Below are 18,402 nucleotides of genomic sequence, written 5' to 3'. Positions count from 1 at the left end.
GACGATGCTGGACGAACCGCCGTACGACCTGCGCGCCAGGGTGGACCGACTGCTCACCGCGCACGATCCGGCCAGGACGAGCAGCCAGGAGTTCCTGCGGGCCAGGTTCGACGAGGGGCTGGCCTGGGTCCACTTCCCGCCGGGCGCGGGCGGACTGGCCCTGCCGCGCGAGTTCCAGCCCGGGGTGGACCGCCTGCTGGCCGCCGCGGGCGCCCCGGACAACGATCCGCGGCGCAACGGCATCGGCCTCGGCATGGCGGCCCCGACGATCCTCAGGTACGGCACCCCGGCCCAGAGACGGCGGTTCCTCCGGCCGCTGTGGACGGGAGAGGAGGTGTGGTGCCAGTTGTTCAGCGAACCGGGCGCGGGTTCCGACCTGGCGGCGGTCGCCACCCGTGCCGTCCGTGACGGGGACGGATGGGTCGTCAACGGCCAGAAAGTGTGGACCTCGAGCGCGCACAACGCGCGGTGGGGGATCCTGCTGGCCAGGACCGACCCGGACGTCCCCAAGCACCAGGGACTGACCTACTTCGTGTGCGACATGACCGCGCCGGGCGTCGAGGTCCGCCCGTTGCGCCAGCTCACCGGCGAGGCCGAGTTCAACGAGGTGTTCCTGACCGATGTCCGAGTCCCGGACGCGCACCGGCTGGGCCGCGAAGGCGAGGGCTGGGCGGTCGCCTCGGCGACGCTGAACAACGAGCGGGTGGCCATCGGCGGCGGGTCCGACGCCCGCGAGGACGGCATGATCGGGGTCGTCGCCGGCACCTGGCGACGGCGGCCCGACCTGCGGACGGCCGAGCTGCACGGCAGGCTGACGCGCCTGTGGGTGGAGGCGGAGGTGCTCCGGCTGGCCGGGATCCGGCTGCGGCAGAAACTGGCCGCCGGGCAGCCGGGCCCGGAGGGGGCGGCGCTGAAGGTGACCTTCGCGCGGCTCGCCCAGCGGCTCACCGGGCTGGAGCTCGAACTCCTCGGTGCCGACGGGTTGCGGTACGGGCGGTGGCCGATGGCGCGCCCGGCCAGTGTGGACCTGACCGGGCGCGACGCCGGCTACCGGTACCTGCGGGCCAGGGGGAACTCGATCGAGGGCGGCACGTCGGAGATCCTGCGCACGATCGTGGCGGAACGGGTCCTCGGACTGCCGGCGGAGCCGCGTCCCGACAAGGGCGTGCCGTGGAAGGACCTGGCGAGATGAGCACCGAGCCCGACCTGTTGTACACCGACGTCGAGGACGCCCTGCGGGCCGCCGTCCGCGGGCTGCTGGCCGACCGGTGCGCGCCCGCCGGGGTACTGGCCTGCTTCGACGGCGACCGCGGGCTGGTCGCCGACCTGTGGCCGCGGCTGAGCGCGGAGCTGGGCCTGTCGGCGTTGCTGGTACCGGAGGCGTACGGCGGCGCGGGAGGTCGCGCCCGGGAGGCGGCGGTCGTCCTGGAGGAGCTCGGCCGGGCCGTCGCGCCGGTTCCCTACCTGACCAGCGCGGTCGTGGGGACCACCGCCCTGCTCGCGTCACCCGCCCCCGCGGCGGGCGACCTCCTGTCCGAACTCGCCGCGGGACGCCGTACCGTCGCGCTGGTCCTGCCGCTGGACGCCGGGCCGGGCGCGGCGCGCTTCGACGTCCGCGCGGAGGACGACGGGCTGCGCGGACGGGTCGCCAACGTGGCCGGCGCGGCGGAGGCGGACGTCCTGCTGGTTCCGGTCAGGACGGCAGAAGGGGTCGAGCTTCGGGCGGTGCCGGCGATGGCCGCGCGCGTCGAGCCCGTGTCGTCGCTCGACATGAGCAGACAATTGGCGGACGTCAGTCTGTCCGGTGTCTCCGGTGACCTGGTCGCCCCGGCCGGAGCGGGCCGGAGCGCGATCGGCGACGCCCTGCTCACGGGGGCCGCGCTGCTCGCCTCCGAACAGCTAGGGCTCGCGCAGCGGTGCCTGGACACGACCGTCGAGTACGTCCGGACGCGGCGTCAGTTCGGCCGGGCGATCGGCGGATTCCAGGCCGTCAAGCATCGTCTCGCCGACCTGTACGTGGAGGTCGAGTCGATGAGGGCGGCGGCCAGGCACGCCGCGACCGCGACCCACGACGCGGAACGCCCGGTGGCGGCCCTGGTGGCGCGGGCCTTCTGCGGGACGGCGGCGGTGCGCGTCGCCGAGGAGGCCGTCCAGTTGCACGGTGGCATCGGCATGACGTGGGAGCACCCGCTGCACCTGTACCTCAAGCGGGCCAAGGCCGATCAGGTCACCTTCGGTACGCCGGGGTCGCTGCACGCCGAGCTCGCGCGCCTGATCGCCCTGCCCGCACCGGCCTGATCGGGCCATACGTTCCACTCACTCCATCCGGAGAGGCTTACCGATGAAACTCACCAACGCGGTGGCGCTCGTCACCGGCGGCGCGTCCGGGCTCGGCCTGGCGACGGTACGGGAGCTGCGTGCCGCCGGTGCCGACGTCGTCATCCTCGATCTGCCGTCGTCGGGCGGCGAAGCCGTCGCCGAGGAGATCGGTTCGCACGTCTGTTTCGTTCCCGGCGACGTCACCGACGAGAAGGACGTGGCCGCCGCGGTCGCCGCCTGCGCCGCCCGCGGGCCGTTGCGGGCGGTGGTGAACTGCGCGGGCATCGGCAACGCGGTCAGAACGGTCGGCGCGCGGGGCGCCTTTCCGCTGAACGAGTTCGCCGCCGTCGTCACCGTCAACCTCGTCGGCACGTTCAACGTCGTCCGCCTCGCCGCCGAACAGATCGCGCGAACCGACGCCGTCGACGGCGAACGCGGGGTGATCGTCAACACCGCGTCGGTGGCCGCCTTCGACGGGCAGGTCGGGCAGGCCGCCTACGCGGCGTCCAAGGCCGGGATCGTCGGCATGACGCTGCCGATCGCCCGCGACCTCGCCACGCACCAGATCAGGGTGGCGACCATCGCGCCCGGCCTGTTCCACACACCCCTGTTCGCCACGGTCTCCGACGAGGCGATCGCCTCGCTGAACGCGCAGACACAACACCCGAGGCGGCTCGGGCGGCCCGCCGAGTTCGCCGCCCTCGCGGGCCACATCATCGCCAACCCGATGATCAACGGCGAGACCATCCGTCTCGACGGCGCGATCCGGATGGCCCCCCGCTGAGCGCCCTGGACCACGAGCCCTAGTACGTGGTCCAGGGCGGCCTCATCGCCTCACGCGGAGTTCGTACCGGACGGGTCCTCTTGGTCCAGCAGCGCGTCGATCATCTCTTGGAGCCGGTCGCGCCCGGTGGTGCCGAGCGCGCCGGAGAGGGCCTTCGCGAGGTTGTCGAAGGGGTCGTCCGTCGGCAGCTCCTTCACCTTCTCGGCCAGTTCGGCCACGCTCCACAGCCCGTCCTTGTGGACGTGGCCGCCGATCGACCAGCCGTGGTTGACCGCGACCGAGCCGCCGCGCACCGACAGTACCTGGCCGGTGAGCGGGCAGTCCGCGGCGGCCAGGTAGGCCGCGACCGGCGCGCTGGTGGCCGGGTGCAGGGGGTCGAACCGGTCCGCCGGCGGGTCCTCGCTCATGCCGGGAACGCCGAGGGTGAGCCTGGTGCGGGCCATGGACGGCGAGAGGCAGTTGACCCGCACCCCGTAGCGGCCGAGTTCGAGGGCCGCCACGATGGTCATCGCCGCGACCCCGGCGTTGCCCGCCGCGTACGAGACCTGCGTGGGCAGCGGGTTGAGCAGCCCGGAGCCGGAGGAGGTGTTGACCACGGCGCGGTCGATGCCGTCTCCCGCGCGGAACCGGTCGCGCCAGTGGCGGGCCGCCCAACGCGTCACCGCGAAGCTGCCCTTCAGCTTGACGGCCACGACATCGTCGAAATCCTCCTCCGACAGGTCGGTCAGCCCCATGTTCCGCTCGATGGTCGCGTTGTTGACCACGACGTGCAGGTCACGGAAGTGCTCAAGGGCCGTCTCCACCATGCGGCGGGCGCCCTCCCAGTCGGCGACGCTGTCGGTGCTGGCCACGGCCTGCCCGCCGCGCGCGGTGATCTCCTCGACCACCCGCGCGGCCACTCCGGCGTCGCCGCCCGTGCCGTCGATCGCCACGCCGGGGTCGTTGACGACGACCTTGGCCCCCTCGGCGGCGAAGAGCAGCGCCTCCTCCCGCCCGATGCCGCGTCCCGCTCCGGTGATGAGGACGATGCGCCCGTCCAGGCTTCCCATGATGGCCACCTCCAATTAGTGCAGTCTGTGTAACGCTACACAGTATGCATTAATGCCTAAGGTGAAGTAAAGCGGTAGTATCGCCGACGTAGGGGAGCGGAGGTCGTCAATGATCCCGGGCCCGCGATCGCTCCAGGGGCAAGGCCGTACCAGAGTCCAGAAACAACGAAAGCCGCGCAATGATCACGACAGCGCGACGTCTGATTCCTGCCAGCGGCGCCGGCGGGCACTCGGCCAGACTCTCGGACCATGAACAATCGACTTGACGGAAAAGTAGCCTTCGTGACCGGCGGAAGCCGGGGCATCGGCGCCGCCGTGGCGCTGCGCCTGACGCAGCAGGGCGCCGATGTGGCCTTCACCTATCACAGCAACGAGCGTCGCGCCGAAGAGGTCGTCGACCAGATCAAGGCGGCGGGGCGGCGCGCCCTGGCCATTCAGGCTGACAGCGCCGACCCGGCGGCCCTGGTCGCGGCCATCGACCGGGTCGCCGGCGAGCTGGGCCGGCTCGACATCCTGGTCAGCAACGCCGGCGCGTTCCCCGTCGCGCCGCTGGAGCAGGTGAGCCTGGACGAGTTCGACCAGACGATCGCGGTCAACGTCCGCGCGCCGTTCGTCGCCGCGCAGGCCGCCGTCCCGCACATGCGGGCCGACGGTCGCATCATCACGATCGGCAGCATGGTCGCCGACCGGGTGGTGTTCCCCGGCTTCTCGCTGTACGCGCTGAGCAAGACCGCGCTCACCGGCCTGACCAAGGCGCTCGGACGGGAGCTGGGCGCGCGCGGCATCACGGTCAACCTGGTGAACCCGGGCCCGACCGACACCGAACTGAACCCCGCCTCCGGCCCCAACGCCGAGACGATCAACGGGTTCACCGCGCTCGGCCGCTACGCCGAACCGGCCGACGTGGCCGCGTCCGTGGCGTTCCTCGCCGGCGAGGAGGGACGCTACATCACCGGCGCGACCCTCACCGTCGACGGCGGATTCGTCATCTGATCGCTCCTTGAACGGCCACGATGCCAGACGTCGGGCATCTTGGCAGGAGTCGGCGGACGCTGTTGTCGCCCCCGATCTCTCCGGAACCATTCGGTCTTACGACATGAGAGCGCTCCGGCACGGCCGTGCGTCCGACGCGTGATCCTTCAGCTCGGTCCAGATCGCCGGCCTGGGGCCTCTGTCGCCTGTGCCCGGGGCAATCGGCGCGTCGGCCATCGCGACCGGGACGGCACCGCGGCCGTCGCGGAGGTCTGGTCCTCACCGTCGGCTTCGGCTGCGTCATCCATCGAGACGGTGCGGCCCGGCCTCGCGCAGCACGATGCCCACGACACGGTTCGCCGCCAGGTATCCGCACTGGCGCGAGTCGTAGGAGCGGTCCGCGTTGTCGCCCAGCACGACCAGGTGACCTTGCGGTACCTGTGTGCCTGGGACGGTGCGCAGCGCGGGCCCACGCCGTTCCCGTTCGCGGTCCTACGCGGTCTTACCGATGGGGATGACCTGCTCCGCCGAGCAGGACGACTTGCCCGGTGCGCAGGGCACCGGCCGAGTCCCGCCGGACGATGAGGCGCTCGCCCGGACGGTACGCCGGCGGCGCCGAGGAGCGCGCCGATCACGCGCCGGAGCTTCGCCAGCCGGTCGCCCCGTATTCCATTGGTCGGTCGGTGAAGTCTGCCCTGTGATGGGCGGGCCTGTCGTCAGCGATGAGCGCACTGCTGTACGCATCTCGCGCACTGTCGTCTCTCGCTTCGGCGTGGCCGGTTCGCGGCAAGGTCACGATCTGCGACTGCTGTGGAAGGTCAGGCTCTTGGCCGATTGATCGAAAAGGCGAATTTGGGTTCAGTTTCACTGGCCGGACCCTTATACATTTCCGTATGGTGAGGTCAAGGCTAGACTTGTCGGCATGCGATTGCGGTCTGCGGCTTTCTCTATCGTGACGTACACGGCGGGAGCGGCTTTGATCTGCGCCGCCGCCCTGGGTTGCTCCGGGGTTCTCTACTCCGCTTCCAGGTGTGCATCTGAAGATTTGGCAATTCTGCCCGTACTGCAATCACAGAGAGTTCTAAGCTCGCATCCTCCGACTGTAAGGGCGGTGAGCTCTCGTGCCGGGTGCGACGGGGACGACGAGTATGTCTTTGCGACAGAACAATACGCCTTCCAGGGGGCGGAGCCCGACGTTATTGCGTTCTACGATCGAGTTGCCGGGGAAGACGGATGGAAGTGGGTCAGGCGAACACAGGCCGCTTGCCTCCGTAAGCGGTTGAACAATGTAACCGCCTATCTGCATGTCTCGGCAATCATCGGTACAGATGGTGATCCTTCGGTCGGTGATTACGCGGTCACCGTGTCGGCGGCGCATGGTGCGGACCCTGATGATGGCGGCGTCATGTGTTAGCAGGCCACCGTCCACCGATACCTCTGCCGCGCTCGCCGAGTGGTGAGAAGCGTCGCGCTGGCGTCCGGGGGGCACGTTTGATGGGATCGCTCTATGAACACACAAGGTCATGACATCGAGGTCACGCCCGTATCGGACCAGGTCGTGGTCCGAGTCGGGGACGTGATCGTCGCGACGTCCTCCCGGCCGGTCCTGCTCACCGAGACGGGCTGTCCGCCGCGCTACTACCTGCCGTCGGCGGACGTGCAGATGGACCTGCTCAGATCGTCGGCGACGACGTCGCACTGCCCGTTCAAGGGCGACGCCACCTATTGGTCGGTTCAGGGCGGTGACGCCGTGGCCGAGGATGTGGTCTGGTCCTACACGGAGCCGTTCCCGAGGGTGAAGGAGATCGCCGGCCTGCTCGCCTTCTGGGGTGAGAAGCCGGGTGTCACGATCGAGGTGAATGGGCAGGCCACGTAGGCGCCACGCGCAGGCTGTCGGCCCGAGGGCGCGGTGTCGTCCCGGCGCTGCCCTCGGTGCCTGACAGGCGGACCCCGGCCGATCGGCCAAGTCGAGATGGGCGGCGGAGCCGTCTCTCGCTTCGCCGTCCGTCGCGGTGTAAACGGTTGCGGCGGTCAGTGCCTGGACGTGACCGACCACCGGTACGGCGCGGCGTGCCGGTCGTCTCACAGGTCGGTGGCGGTGGCGAAGTGGACGACGATGACGGGCGGCATCCGCGTGACGTGGGCCGATCGGTGCCGCAGAGGGCTGTCGTCCGGATGGTGACTGTTGGTAAGGCTGCAGGTCATTCGTTGACAATCGATTGCCATCGCCGCTAGCGTCACATCCTGTAACACAGCACGATGCGAGGAGAAGCCGTGAGCGACATTCCCGAGATCCAGTCCGTCGGGCAGTCGGAGATCATTCACCACGAGGGGTACGACCCGGACATCGTCAGCCCCTTTGTCCCGGCCATTCGCGTCGTGTCGTCGGCGCGGCTGGTCTTCATCTCGGGGGTCACCGGGGCGCCGGTCTACCACGATCACCCGCACCGGCCCGAGGTCTTCGACGCCATTCCCGCGGACGGCGCCGCGCAGGCCCGCACCGCGTTCGAGCACCTGGACCAGGCCCTGCGCGCCGCGGGAGCGGAGCGACGTGACGTGGTGAACCTGATCCGGTTCTTCACCAACGTGGCCGAGGACCAGGACGCCGTGAACCGGATCCAGGCGGAGTGGTTCGGCGGGCACATCCCCACGAGCACCACCGTGGAGGTGACGCGGCTGGCGACGGATCCCCGGCTACGCCTGGAGATCCACGTTGTCGCCGCCGCGCCGCCCGCCTGATCCGCCGCGTCGAGCACGTTGCGTGACCGTGGGCATCGAGAGGTGGACATGAACGCATCTCAGACCTCCGAGAGCACGGGCATGCCGGCCCCGCCGGCCGCCGATGGGACCGGTGCCGCCGGTCGGGGGCCGGCCGGATCGGCGCGCGTCGCGGTTCCGTCGGCCGTGGTGATGACCGTTTTGCTCTTCGCCGGCAGCGCGCTGTTCGTTCCCGGGGTGCTGGCGACGGACTCGCTCCTGTCGATGGCGCCCTTCGCGGCGCTGCTGGCCGTCACGGCCATCGGCCAGATGCTCGTGGTCCAGCAGGGCGGGCTGGATCTTTCGGTCGCGGGCGTCATCTCGATGTCCGCGGTGATCGTGACCAAGTATCCGGACGGAGCCGACTCCCGGCTGCTGCCCGCGCTGCTGCTGGTGGCCCTGCTGGCCCTCGCCGTGGGTCTCGTGCACGGCTACCTGGTCACCGTGGTGGGGGTCACACCGCTGGTGGCGACGTTGGGAGGCAACGCGCTGCTGCTGGGCGGTGTCCAGCACTTCACCAACGGGTCGCCGGGCGCGGTGCCGGCCGGCCTGCAGCGGTTCGCCCTGGCCAAGACGCTCGGGGTGCCCAACACCGTGCTCATCGCGGTGGCGGTCGCGGTGATCGTGGCGGTCGTCGTCCACCGGACCGTGGTCGGGCGGCGGTTCCAGGCGGTCGGCGCGAATCCGGCCGCGGCGCGGGCGGCCGCCGTCTCGCTCATCCGGTACGGCATGGGCACGTACGTCTGCGCCGCGCTCTGCCACGCCGCGGCGGGCGTCCTGCTGGCCGGTTTCATCCGGACACCGGCCCTGAACATCGGCGACGGTTACCTGCTCGCCGGCATCGCCGCGGTGGTGGTCGGCGGCACCGCGCTCGCCGGAGGACGTGGAACGGTCCTCGGCACCGTGCTGGGTGCCCTCTTCCTCACCCAGCTCAATCAGATCGTCCTGTCCCTGGGAGCCGGGACGGCGGTGCAGTACCTGATCCAGGGCCTGATCATCGCGCTCGGCGTGATCCTTTACCGAGTCCGTCGGCGCTCGGCCGCGGCCCGGTCCGGCCGTATCGGCCGGGGCGGACGGCGAGGTGAGCAGGCCGTCCAGGGCCTCATGACTCCCAGGAGGGCAGTCAGATGAACAGATCTCCCGTGCGGAGTGTCCGGCCGCGCACCACGAAGCCGCATGCCACGAAGTCGCGTGCCACGAAGTTGTGCGGCGCGGTGGCCGTCGTGGCGCTCGCCCTGAGCGCCTGCGGCACGAACGGCGCCGGCGGCTCCAGCGCCGGCACCGGCGCTGTCGGCAAGGTCAGGGCGGGCGAGCGCGGCACCGTGGCCGAGCTGAAGACCATGGCGGAGGTGTGCGGCGGCAAACCCGTCACGGTCGCGCACATCGACGGCGCGCAGAACTCCTGGCGCAAGGTCGCCCACGCCGAACTGCTGGACGAGGCCGCCAAGTGTCCCAACATCACCAAGGTCACCTACCACAACGCGCAGGGCGACCCCTCCAAGATGATCTCTGAGATCAACGCGGCGGTGGCGAAGGGCGTCGATGTGATCGTCATCCTGCCGGACTCGGGTGACGCGCTGCTGCCCACTCTGCGCCGGGCCATGCAGCGCGGGGTCGCGGTCGTGCCGTGGGCCGTGGGCGCCCTGGGCGGCACCCCCGGTGTGGACTACGTGGACGCGCCGACCTTCGACGGCGAGGCGATGGGCCGGGCGTGGGCCGAATGGATGGTCAAGCGGCTCGACGGGAAGGGCGACATCGTCTTCCTTGGAGGCACGCCGGGAAACCCGGCGAGCCTGAGCGAGGCCGCGGGCATCAAGCAGGTGCTGGCCCGTCATCCGGGGATGAAGCTGCTCGGTGACGGTCCCATCGACACGAACTGGGACCAGGCGCAGGCCCAGAAGGTGATGTCGGGGCTGCTGTCGAAGCACGCGAAGATCGACGGCGTCATCGCAGACTCGGGGCTGGTCTCCGCGGGGGCGATCCGGGCGTTCGTGAACGCCGGCCGTCCGCTCGTGCCGTGGAGCGCGGGCGACATCAACGAGCTGGCCTGTCTGTACAAGGAGCACAAGCCGAAGCAGGAGAACTTCGAGCTGAGCACCATCTCCTCCTACACGTGGATCATCCGGCTCGCGTTGCGCAAGGGCGTGGCCGCGGCGAGCGGCAAGCCGAACGACGAGCCGTCCGTCATCGAGGTCCCTTTCACGGAGGACTCGACGGCGGGAGGCGACCTGGCGCCGAAGTGCGAGCCGGGCCTGCCGCCGGACGCCACGCTGTCCGCGCAGCTCCCCAAGGAGAAGCTCGCCCAGTTGTTCACCAACGGAGGATGACATGACAGGTGCCGGCCCGGTGCTGCGCCTGAGCGGAGTGACCAAACGCTACCCCGGGGTCGTGGCCCTGCGCTCCGCCGAGCTTGAGGTGTTCCCCGGTGAGGTGCACGCGATCGTCGGCGAGAACGGCGCGGGCAAGTCGACGCTGATGTCGATCGCCGCGGGATCGCTGCTCGCCGACACCGGCACCGTGGAGATCTGTCACCAGGTCATGCGGTCTCCGTCGCCGTCGGCGGCGCAGGAGCTCGGCCTGGCCGTCGTCTACCAGCAGCCCGCTCTGCTGCCCGACCTGACGGTGATGGAGAACCTGGTGTTCGCGATGCTGCCGGCCTGGCGTCCGCCGATGAACCGGGCCGCGGCGTGGGCGCGGGAGCGGCTGGACCTCGTCGGCGCGGACGTTGGCCTGCACGAGCGGATCTCCGGCCTCTCGGTCACCGACCGCCAGCTCGTCGAGATCGCCAAGGCGCTGGCGATGGAACCGCGCGTGCTCATCCTCGACGAGCCGACCGAGGCTCTCGTCGCCGAGGACGTGGAGCGGCTGTTCGAGCAGGTGCGCCGCTTCGCCGCGACGGGCACAGCCATCGTCTACATCTCACACCGCCTCCCCGAGGTGCGGCGCATCGCCGACCGGATCACCGTGCTCCGCGACGGGGAGACGCGCGGGACCTTCCGCATGGCCGACGTGACGGAGGAGGACGTGCTGCGCCTCATCGTGGGCCGTCCGATCGACTCCACCTTTCCCGCCAAGGCGACCGGTCAGGGGACGGATCCGGGCGCGGCGCCGGTCCTGGATCTGCGCGCCGTCTCGGGACCCCGGTTCACCGACGTCGACCTGCGCATACGTCCGGGCGAAGTGGTGGGCCTGGCCGGCATGCCGGGCAACGGGCACCACGACCTCGCCCGGTCTCTCGCGGGGTTGCAGCGCCTCGACGGCGAGGTCTCCGTCCGCGGGGTGCCCGTCCGGCCCACCACGCCCAGGCGCGCCCTCGATGCCGGGATCGTGTACGTTCCCGGCGACCGGCCGCGTGAAGGGCTCTTCAAGACCCTGTCGGTGCGGGAGAACACGGCCGTGCTCACCCTCGCCGACCGGGCTACGGCCGGTTTCGTACGGCAGGGCCGGGAGCGGTCGGCGACGGCGGCGCAGACCGGCGCGCTGGCGGTGAAGGCCCCGTCGCTGGAGACCCCCGCGGGCACGCTCTCCGGCGGTAACCAGCAGAAGGTCGTCCTGGCCCGCTCGCTGCTGGCCCGGCCGCGGCTGCTCATCGCGGAGGAGCCGACCCAGGGCGTGGACGTCGGGACGCGCCTGGAGATCTACCGGATCCTGCGTGAGCTGGCCGACGAGGGCAACGCCGTGCTCGTCGTCTCCTCCGACACGCACGAGCTGCAGGGCCTCTGCGACCGGGTGATGATCTTCTCCAGAGGGCGGGTGTGCGCCGACCTGGAGGCCGCCGGGGTGACGGAGGAGGCGATCACCGGAGCGATCCTGACCGGCTCGCCGTCCAGCGGCGCGGCGGCGCAGGGGACCACCGGTCCGCCCGCCACGCCCGGCTCGCCCGCCAAGCGGTGGTCGCCGTCCATGCCGTGGCTGCGAGGACTGATGAGCGGCGACCACGCCCCGGGCATCGTGCTCGCGTTCGCGGCGTTGCTGCTCGTCGGCATCGCCGCCACGCGGAACGATCAACTGCTGAGCCCGCAGAACTTCGAGGGCCTGCTGTACACGATGAGCGCGCTCATCTTCGTCTCCCTGGGACAGATGATCGCCGTCATGCTGGGCGGGATCGACCTGTCAATCGGCCCGCTGACGGGCTTCCTGGTGGTCATCGCGTCGTTCCTGGCCACTTCAGGCGGTGTCGCCGGTACAGTCACCGCGATCGTCGCCATGATCGTGCTGGCAGGGGGCATCGGGGCGCTGAACGGATCCATGATCCGGCTGGCCGGCATGTCGCCGGTGGTCGCCACGCTGGTCACCTTCATCGTCCTGCAGGGGGTGTCGCTGCTGCTGCGGCCCCTTCCCGGCGGGTTCATCCATGACGGCGTCATCACCGCCCTGCACGCCACCATCGGGTTCGTGCCGTGGGTGTTCGTCGTCGCGGTCGTCGTCGCGGTGGCCGGCGAGTGGGTGCTGCGCCGTACCCGCTGGGGAATGCAGTTGCGCGCGGTGGGCTCCGACGAGCCCGCGGCGCACCGGCTGGCCGCGAAGGTCACGCTGACGCACATCCTCGGGTACGGCGCCTGCTCGGTGCTCGCCGCCCTGGGCGCGGTCGTGCTGATGGGACAGAACGGCATCGGCGACGCGACCGCGGGGCTGACGTACACCTTCAGCAGCATCACCGCGGTCATCCTGGCCGGTGCCAGCATCTACGGCGGCCGGGGTTCCTTCCTCAGCGCCGCCCTGGGCGCGGTGCTGATCGAGGTGACGATCAACGTGAGCGCGTTCCTGGACCTGAACGACGCCTGGCGGCAATGGCTGCTCGGCATCCTGACGCTGGTCGCCGCGGCGGTGTTCTGCGGGTTCAGGGGCGGGCGCCTGGCCGGGAAGGCCGCGGGCACATGAGCGCGAGGGAAGCAACCGGCATCACATCTGACGATCGAACCACGAGGAACAGGTGAACACGATGGATCCCTCTTCGACAGAGACCTCGCCCGCCGGGCGGCGGCACGCCGCCGACGTGGCCGCGGGCCGCGAGCCCGCCGACCTGGTCATCACCGGTGGCCGCATCGTCGACGTCCTGTCGGGCCGCATCTACCGGGGCGATGTGGCGGTGGCGGGCGCCCGGATCGCGGCGGTCGGCGACGTCGCGCACTGCGTCGGCGACGGTACGGCGGAAGTCGACGCCACGGGCCTGTTCGTGCTGCCCGGGTTCATCGACCCGCACTTCCACGTGGGCTTCTCGCAGGTGACCGTCGAACGGCTGGCCGAGTTGCTCGTGCCCATGGGCACCGTCGCGCTGAGCAGTTGCTTCTCCGAGTCCGGCTACATCGCGGGCCGCCGCGCGGTGGAGACACAGCTTGAGAGGGGAGCGGGCACCGGCCTGGACGCCCTGCTCTCGCCCTTCCACGCCGCGGCCCTGGGGCTGGGCGAGTTCGGCTGCCTGAACCGGTTCTCCATCGACGACCTGCGGGCGCTGGTCGAGCACGAGCAGTGCGTCGAGCTGCGTGAGTGGAACGACGACGTGAGCCGGCTGCCGGTACCCGGTCTTGCCGGGGTGTGGGCCGAGGCGCTCAAGCGCGGCAGGGTGATCGCCGGGCATATGGAGGGGTTGTCCGGCCCGGCCGTACAGGCCGCTGTGGCGCAGGGCGTGGCCTCCGACCATGAGGTCACCACGGTGGAGGAGGCGCTGGAGCGCGTCCGGCTCGGCGTGACCGTGCAGCTGCGCGAGGGATCCTCGGCCCAGGACCTGCTCAACGTCCTGCCCGCCATCACCGAGTTCGGCGCCGATCCCTCGATGTTCAGCGCGTGCAGCGACGAGCAGGAACTGCACAGTCTCGCCGAACTCGGGCACCAGGACCACAAGCTGCGCGTGCTGGTTCGCAACGGGGTCGCCCCGGTGGACGCCGTCCGCATGGTGACGCTGAACGCGGCCCGGTCCCTGGGGCTGGAGCGGCACTACGGCGCGGTGCTGCCCGGCCGGCTGGCCTCGCTCGCGCTGGTCGAGGACCTCGCCTCGTTCCGGGTCGTGCGCACGTTCAGCCGCGGCCGGCTCTGCGCGGAGAACGGCGAGTACCTGCTGCCCAGCAGGCTGGAGGACTACCCGGCCGAGTGGAACCACATGGTGCGGCTGGGCCGCGCCCTCACGCGGGACGACTTCCGGCTGCCCGTGGCGGACGGAACCCGGACCCTCAGGGTGATCGGGATCACCCCCGGCTCGCTGCGCACGGACGAGCGGTCGCTCGATCTGCCGGTCCGCGACGGCGGGCCGGTCGCGGACGACGGGCTGGACATCGCCAAGATCGCCGTCGCGGACCGGCACGAGGCGACCGGCCGTCTCGCCACGGCGCTGATCAGCGGGCTCGGCGTACGGCGGGGCGCGATCGCGGCGACCATCAACGCCGGGGTGATGAACCTCATGGTGGTGGGGGTGGACGACGCGGACATGGCGCTCGCGGCCAACCGCTGCGCCGAGCTGGAGGGCGGGATCGTGGTGGTCCGTGACGGCGTGGTGCGGGCCGAGGTGGCGTTGCCGACCTTCGGCATCGTCTCGCACGCGCCCCTCGCCGAGACGCTCGCGAGTTCCCAGCGTGTCGCACAGGCCATCAGGGGCGAGCTCGGCTCGCCGCTGCCCGGTCTGGTGCCCAGTGCGGGATTCGCCTGCCTGGCCGTGAGCATTCCCGGACTCAAGATGACCGAGTACGGGCTGGTGCGGGTCTCACGCGGTGGCCACCGGGAAAGGGTCCCGATCACCGGGTGACCACCCGCACCGATTGAGCAGAACTCTTTTAGCATAGCTCGGCAAACGATTGCACAGAATGGAACAACGATGACCAAGACGACTCCCGAGGCCGCTCTCAGTGTCGGCTGGATCGGCACCGGCCGGATGGGCGCCGCGATGGCCGAGCGCCTGGCGAAGGCGGGCGTGGACCTGGCCGTGTGGAACCGTACGAGCGCCAAGGCCGCTCCGCTCAAGGAGCACGGCGCCACCGTGAGCGAGACCATCGCCGGTCTGCGTGACCGAGACGTGGTGTTCACCATGGTCTCCACCTCCGACGACCTGGAGCGGGTGCTCCTGGGCCAGGACGGCCTGCTCGCCGGCGAACGGCGGCCCGCCATCGTCGTCGACTGCTCGACCGTCGCCACCGACGCCTCCGAGGCGCTGCGGAAGGAGTGCGCGGATCGTGGCGTCGACTTCCTCGCCGCGCCCGTCAGCGGCAACGGCAAGGTCGTCCGGGCCGGCGCCCTCAGCATCGTGGCGTCCGGGCCGGAAGCGACGTACGCCAGGGTCGAGCACCTGCTCGGGTACATCGGCGCGTCGGTCACCTACGTCGGAGAAGGCGACATCGCGCGGCTGGTGAAGATCGCGCACAACCTGCTGCTCGGAGTGGTGACCCAGTCGCTGGCCGAGATCACCGTGCTGGCCGAGAAGGGCGGGGTCTCCCGCCACGCCTTCCTGTCCTTCCTGAACGACAGCGTCATGGGTTCGGTCTTCACCCGCTACAAGTCGCCCGCCTTCGTCAACCTCGACTACACGCCGACCTTCACCCCGATCCTGCTCCGCAAGGACTTCGACCTCGGGCTCGCCGCGGCGCGCCGCCTCGATGTCCCCATGCCCGTCACGGCCGCCACCGCGCAGCTCGTGCAGGCCAGCATCGGCAGCGGCCGGGTGGACGAGGACTTCGCGATCCTGCTCGACCTGCAGGCCGCCGCCTCCGGGATCACGCTCCGGCCGGAAGGCGTGTTCGTGGACGACGGGCTCGGAGCCGCCGATGAGGCGGCCCGGTCATGACCGGGGCACCGCTGCCCGCGCCGGGGCACATGGGAGTCGACTACGAGCAGCGCGTCGACTTCGACCGGCTGCGGCGTCATCGGCTGCAGCGTGCGCTCGCCTCGCTGGAGGCGAGCGAATGCGGGGCCTTCCTGCTGTTCGACTTCTACAACATCCGCTACACCACCCAGACCTGGATCGGCGGGGCCCTCGGCGACAAGATGACCCGTTACGCTCTGCTCACCCGGGGCGGCGAGCCGATGCTGTGGGACTTCGGGTCGGCGGCCCGCCACCACCGGCTGTTCAGCCCGTGGCTCGACCCGGCCAACTGTCACGCCGGGATGCTCGGCCTGAGGGGCGCCATCGCTCCCACGGCGGGCCTCATGCGGGACGCGGTACGCCAGATCAAGGGCCTGCTGGAGGACGCGGGGGTGGCGGACGCCCCCGTGGGCGTGGACATCGTCGAGCCGCCGTTCCTCTTCGAGATGCAGCGCCAGGGGCTGACAGTGGTGGACGCCCAGCAGTCCATGCTCGACGCCAGGCAGATCAAGTCGAGCGACGAGATCATGCTGCTCACCCAGGCCGCGGCGATGGTCGACGGCGTCTACCAGGACATCCTGGAGGCGCTCAAGCCGGGGATCAGGGAGAACGAGATCGTCGCGCTCGCCAGCAAGCGCCTGTACGAGATGGGCTCCGACCAGGTCGAGGCGATCAACGCGGTCAGCGGCGAGCGCTGCAACCCGCACCCGCACAACTTCTCCGATCGCCTGATCAGGCCGGGCGACCAGGCGTTCTTCGACATCATCCACTCCTACAACGGTTACCGGACGTGCTACTACCGGACGTTCGGCGTGGGCAGCGCGACGCCGTCCCAGCGCGACGCCTACACCCGGGCACGGGAGTGGATGGACGCCTCCATCGACGCCGTCAAGCCGGGCGTGAGCACGGCGGACGTGGCGTCCGTGTGGCCGGCGGCCACCGAGTTCGGTTTCGAGAACGAGATGGCCGCCTTCGGCCTCCAGTTCGGCCACGGCCTCGGGCTCGGCCTGCACGAACGGCCGATCATCTCGCGGCTCAACAGCATGCGGGAACCGGTCGAACTGCGGCCCGGGATGGTCTTCGCGCTGGAGACCTACTGCCCCGCCAGTGATGGCTTCTCCGCCGCACGGATCGAGGAGGAGGTCGTCGTCACCGAGGACGGCGCCCGAATTCTCACGCTCTTCCCCGCCCGTGAACTCGTCATCGCCAACCCCTACTGAGCCCGTTGAGCACCGAAAGGCAGATGCCATGGCAGACGACACCCTGACAGCCGGGCTCCACCTGCTTACCGACCTCTATCTCGGTGGCAAGGCCGTACCGGCCGCCGACGGCGCGCGCTTCCCGGTGATTGATCCCGCGACCGGCGAGGTGATCGCCTCGGTCGCGGACGGCGGCATCAGCGACGCGATCGCCGCCGTGGACGCCGCGGAACGCGCCGCGGCGTCCTGGGCGGCGACGTCGCCCCGGAGCCGGGCGGAGATCCTGCGCACGGCTTTCGAGCTGACGGTCGAGCGTGCGTCCGAACTCGCCCGGCTCATCTCCCTGGAGAACGGCAAGTCCCGGGGAGACGCGCTGGCCGAAGTGGCCTACGCCGCGGAGTTCTTCCGCTGGTACTCCGAGGAGGCCGTACGGGGGACCGGCATGGTGACCACCGCTCCTGGTGGGACGAACCGGATCCTGGTGCAGCATCGGCCGGTCGGCATCTGTGTGCTGGTGACCCCGTGGAACTTCCCCGCCGCGATGGCCACCAGGAAGATCGGCCCGGCGCTGGCGGCGGGCTGCACCATGATCCTCAAACCGGCCAGCGACACGCCGCTCACCGCGCTGGCGATCGCCCAGATCCTGGAGGCGGCGGGCGTGCCCGAGGGGGTGGTCGGCGTCCTGCCGAGCCGCCGCTCCGGCCCGGTGGTGTCGGCGATGCTGCACGACCCCCGGGTGCGGAAGCTGTCCTTCACCGGCTCCACCGAGGTCGGTCGCGCGCTGCTGCGCGAGGCCGCGGACCAGGTGGTCAACACGTCGATGGAGCTGGGCGGGAACGCGCCGTTCCTGGTGTTCGCCGACGCCGACCTCGACGCGGCGATCGACGGCGCGATGGTGGCCAAGATGCGCAACGCGGGGGAGGCGTGCACCGCCGCCAACCGGTTCTACGTCGAGTCACCGATCGCCGGCGAGTTCGGCAGACGGCTGGCGAAGCGGATGGCGGAGCTGAGGGTCGGCCCGCCCGCAGCCGAGGACACCGAGGTCGGGCCGCTGGTCAACCGGGACGCGGTCGACAAGGTCGACGACCTGGTGCGCGGCGCCGTCGCCGAGGGCGCCACGGTGCTCACCGGGGGCGGACGGCCCGCCGGCGCGGGCTTCTACTACGAGCCGACCGTGCTGGCGGACGTCCGTCCGGGCGCGGCCATCCTGACCGAGGAGATCTTCGGCCCGGTGGCCCCCATCGTCACGTTCGACGGGGAGGAGGAGGCGATCCGGCTCGCCAACTCGACGGAGTACGGGCTGGCCGCCTACGTCTACACCGGTGACCTGGCCCGGGGGCTGCGCGTGAGCGAGCGGATCGAGTCGGGCATGGTCGCGATCAACCGCGGCCTGGTCAGTGATCCGGCGGCGCCGTTCGGGGGAGTGAAGCAGAGCGGCCTCGGCCGCGAGGGCGGCCACGAGGGCCTGCTGGACTACATGGAGGAACAGTACGTCGCGGTCCAGTGGTGACCTGCCGCCCGGAGTGGTGAAGCCGG

General features: G+C 70.8%; 17 protein-coding genes. 14 read left to right on the top strand and 3 right to left on the bottom strand.

What is annotated here, in order from left to right; all coding sequences use genetic code 11:
• Positions 1-4 precede the first annotated feature (4 nt).
• From P3X83_RS05975 to P3X83_RS05965, 3 genes are read left to right on the top strand one after another with little or no spacing between them, the layout of a single operon-like run.
• Positions 5-1,192, top strand: a complete 1,188-nt coding sequence (locus P3X83_RS05975) for an acyl-CoA dehydrogenase family protein (protein ID WP_277303846.1) — start codon at positions 5-7, stop codon at positions 1,190-1,192.
• The gene (locus P3X83_RS05970) at positions 1,189-2,298 is read left to right on the top strand and encodes an acyl-CoA dehydrogenase family protein (RefSeq protein ID WP_277303845.1); all 1,110 of its coding nucleotides are present in this window, start codon (positions 1,189-1,191) and stop codon (positions 2,296-2,298) included. Before P3X83_RS05975 ends, P3X83_RS05970 begins: the two co-directional genes overlap by 4 nt.
• 43 nt (positions 2,299-2,341) lie before the next feature.
• Entirely contained in the window at positions 2,342-3,103 is a 762-nt protein-coding gene (locus P3X83_RS05965) for an SDR family NAD(P)-dependent oxidoreductase (RefSeq protein WP_277303844.1), read from the top strand.
• A 50-nt stretch (positions 3,104-3,153) separates the two neighbouring features.
• Here the strand turns inward: P3X83_RS05965 and P3X83_RS05960 are convergent, their stop codons facing one another.
• Positions 3,154-4,152 (bottom strand): SDR family NAD(P)-dependent oxidoreductase, encoded by a 999-nt coding sequence (locus tag P3X83_RS05960; RefSeq protein WP_277303843.1) that lies wholly within the window; start codon positions 4,150-4,152, stop codon positions 3,154-3,156.
• A 282-nt stretch (positions 4,153-4,434) separates the two neighbouring features.
• Here P3X83_RS05960 and P3X83_RS05955 point away from each other — a divergent pair, with 282 nt between their 5' ends.
• Positions 4,435-5,145, top strand: coding sequence for a 3-oxoacyl-ACP reductase family protein (locus P3X83_RS05955; protein WP_346742683.1), 711 nt, complete (start codon positions 4,435-4,437; stop codon positions 5,143-5,145).
• Positions 5,146-5,424: 279 nt separating this feature from the next.
• Here P3X83_RS05955 and P3X83_RS05950 read toward each other — a convergent pair whose 3' ends face one another.
• Positions 5,425-5,586, bottom strand: coding sequence for a S26 family signal peptidase (locus P3X83_RS05950; protein WP_277304112.1), 162 nt, complete (start codon positions 5,584-5,586; stop codon positions 5,425-5,427).
• A gap of 649 nt (positions 5,587-6,235) precedes the next feature.
• On the opposite strand from P3X83_RS05950, the gene P3X83_RS05945 reads away from it, so the two are divergent.
• Together P3X83_RS05945 and P3X83_RS05940 are read left to right on the top strand one after the other, a co-directional pair.
• Positions 6,236-6,538 (top strand): hypothetical protein, encoded by a 303-nt coding sequence (locus tag P3X83_RS05945; RefSeq protein WP_277303841.1) that lies wholly within the window; start codon positions 6,236-6,238, stop codon positions 6,536-6,538.
• Positions 6,539-6,631: 93 nt separating this feature from the next.
• Complete coding sequence (locus tag P3X83_RS05940; RefSeq protein WP_277303840.1) at positions 6,632-7,000, top strand: DUF427 domain-containing protein; 369 nt, start codon at positions 6,632-6,634, stop codon at positions 6,998-7,000.
• A gap of 206 nt (positions 7,001-7,206) precedes the next feature.
• Here P3X83_RS05940 and P3X83_RS05935 read toward each other — a convergent pair whose 3' ends face one another.
• The gene (locus tag P3X83_RS05935) at positions 7,207-7,329 is read right to left on the bottom strand and encodes a hypothetical protein (RefSeq protein ID WP_277303839.1); all 123 of its coding nucleotides are present in this window, start codon (positions 7,327-7,329) and stop codon (positions 7,207-7,209) included.
• Positions 7,330-7,398: 69 nt separating this feature from the next.
• On the opposite strand from P3X83_RS05935, the gene P3X83_RS05930 reads away from it, so the two are divergent.
• The 8 genes from P3X83_RS05930 to P3X83_RS05895 all read left to right on the top strand — a co-directional run bounded on the left by P3X83_RS05930 (position 7,399) and on the right by P3X83_RS05895 (position 18,376).
• Positions 7,399-7,863 carry a RidA family protein gene (locus P3X83_RS05930; protein WP_277303838.1) on the top strand — a complete coding sequence of 155 codons (465 nt, stop codon included), beginning with the start codon at positions 7,399-7,401 and terminating at the stop codon, positions 7,861-7,863.
• A 171-nt stretch (positions 7,864-8,034) separates the two neighbouring features.
• On the top strand, positions 8,035-9,012 hold the full coding sequence (locus tag P3X83_RS05925; RefSeq protein WP_277303837.1) for an ABC transporter permease: 978 nt from the start codon (positions 8,035-8,037) through the stop codon (positions 9,010-9,012).
• On the top strand, positions 9,009-10,208 hold the full coding sequence (locus P3X83_RS05920) for a substrate-binding domain-containing protein (protein ID WP_277303836.1): 1,200 nt from the start codon (positions 9,009-9,011) through the stop codon (positions 10,206-10,208). The genes P3X83_RS05925 and P3X83_RS05920 overlap by 4 nt, the downstream gene beginning before the upstream one ends.
• A gap of 1 nt (position 10,209) precedes the next feature.
• Complete coding sequence (locus tag P3X83_RS05915; protein WP_277303835.1) at positions 10,210-12,762, top strand: ATP-binding cassette domain-containing protein; 2,553 nt, start codon at positions 10,210-10,212, stop codon at positions 12,760-12,762.
• Between the two features lie 61 nt (positions 12,763-12,823).
• Positions 12,824-14,617 carry an adenine deaminase C-terminal domain-containing protein gene (locus P3X83_RS05910; protein WP_277303834.1) on the top strand — a complete coding sequence of 598 codons (1,794 nt, stop codon included), beginning with the start codon at positions 12,824-12,826 and terminating at the stop codon, positions 14,615-14,617.
• Between the two features lie 69 nt (positions 14,618-14,686).
• A complete protein-coding gene (locus P3X83_RS05905) occupies positions 14,687-15,649 on the top strand; it encodes an NAD(P)-dependent oxidoreductase (RefSeq protein ID WP_277303833.1) in 963 nt (320 codons plus the stop codon).
• A complete protein-coding gene (locus tag P3X83_RS05900; RefSeq protein WP_277303832.1) occupies positions 15,646-16,887 on the top strand; it encodes a Xaa-Pro peptidase family protein in 1,242 nt (413 codons plus the stop codon). Before P3X83_RS05905 ends, P3X83_RS05900 begins: the two co-directional genes overlap by 4 nt.
• A gap of 28 nt (positions 16,888-16,915) precedes the next feature.
• Positions 16,916-18,376 carry an NAD-dependent succinate-semialdehyde dehydrogenase gene (locus P3X83_RS05895; protein WP_277303831.1) on the top strand — a complete coding sequence of 487 codons (1,461 nt, stop codon included), beginning with the start codon at positions 16,916-16,918 and terminating at the stop codon, positions 18,374-18,376.
• The last annotated feature ends 26 nt before the right edge of the window (positions 18,377-18,402 follow it).

Source organism: Spongiactinospora sp. TRM90649 (assembly GCF_029382225.1).
In the GTDB taxonomy this organism is placed as follows: Bacteria; Actinomycetota; Actinomycetes; order Streptosporangiales; family Streptosporangiaceae; genus Spongiactinospora.
Note: the sequence above shows the minus strand (reverse complement) of the source record. Positions and strands in the feature narration are given on the sequence as shown.

What these genes read in the sequence shown, in the direction of transcription:
- P3X83_RS05915 (WP_277303835.1), top strand. Translation starts at nt 10,210, where the DNA reads ATGACAGGTGCCGGCCCGGTGCTGCGCCTGAGCGGAGTGACCAAACGC.
- P3X83_RS05920 (WP_277303836.1), top strand. Translation starts at nt 9,009, where the DNA reads ATGAACAGATCTCCCGTGCGGAGTGTCCGGCCGCGCACCACGAAGCCG.
- P3X83_RS05960 (WP_277303843.1), bottom strand. Translation starts at nt 4,152, where the DNA reads ATGGGAAGCCTGGACGGGCGCATCGTCCTCATCACCGGAGCGGGACGC.
- P3X83_RS05975 (WP_277303846.1), top strand. Translation starts at nt 5, where the DNA reads ATGCTGGACGAACCGCCGTACGACCTGCGCGCCAGGGTGGACCGACTG.
- P3X83_RS05935 (WP_277303839.1), bottom strand. Translation starts at nt 7,329, where the DNA reads ATGACCTGCAGCCTTACCAACAGTCACCATCCGGACGACAGCCCTCTG.
- P3X83_RS05900 (WP_277303832.1), top strand. Translation starts at nt 15,646, where the DNA reads ATGACCGGGGCACCGCTGCCCGCGCCGGGGCACATGGGAGTCGACTAC.
- P3X83_RS05965 (WP_277303844.1), top strand. Translation starts at nt 2,342, where the DNA reads ATGAAACTCACCAACGCGGTGGCGCTCGTCACCGGCGGCGCGTCCGGG.
- P3X83_RS05910 (WP_277303834.1), top strand. Translation starts at nt 12,824, where the DNA reads ATGGATCCCTCTTCGACAGAGACCTCGCCCGCCGGGCGGCGGCACGCC.
- P3X83_RS05925 (WP_277303837.1), top strand. Translation starts at nt 8,035, where the DNA reads ATGACCGTTTTGCTCTTCGCCGGCAGCGCGCTGTTCGTTCCCGGGGTG.
- P3X83_RS05970 (WP_277303845.1), top strand. Translation starts at nt 1,189, where the DNA reads ATGAGCACCGAGCCCGACCTGTTGTACACCGACGTCGAGGACGCCCTG.
- P3X83_RS05905 (WP_277303833.1), top strand. Translation starts at nt 14,687, where the DNA reads ATGACCAAGACGACTCCCGAGGCCGCTCTCAGTGTCGGCTGGATCGGC.
- P3X83_RS05895 (WP_277303831.1), top strand. Translation starts at nt 16,916, where the DNA reads ATGGCAGACGACACCCTGACAGCCGGGCTCCACCTGCTTACCGACCTC.
- P3X83_RS05940 (WP_277303840.1), top strand. Translation starts at nt 6,632, where the DNA reads ATGAACACACAAGGTCATGACATCGAGGTCACGCCCGTATCGGACCAG.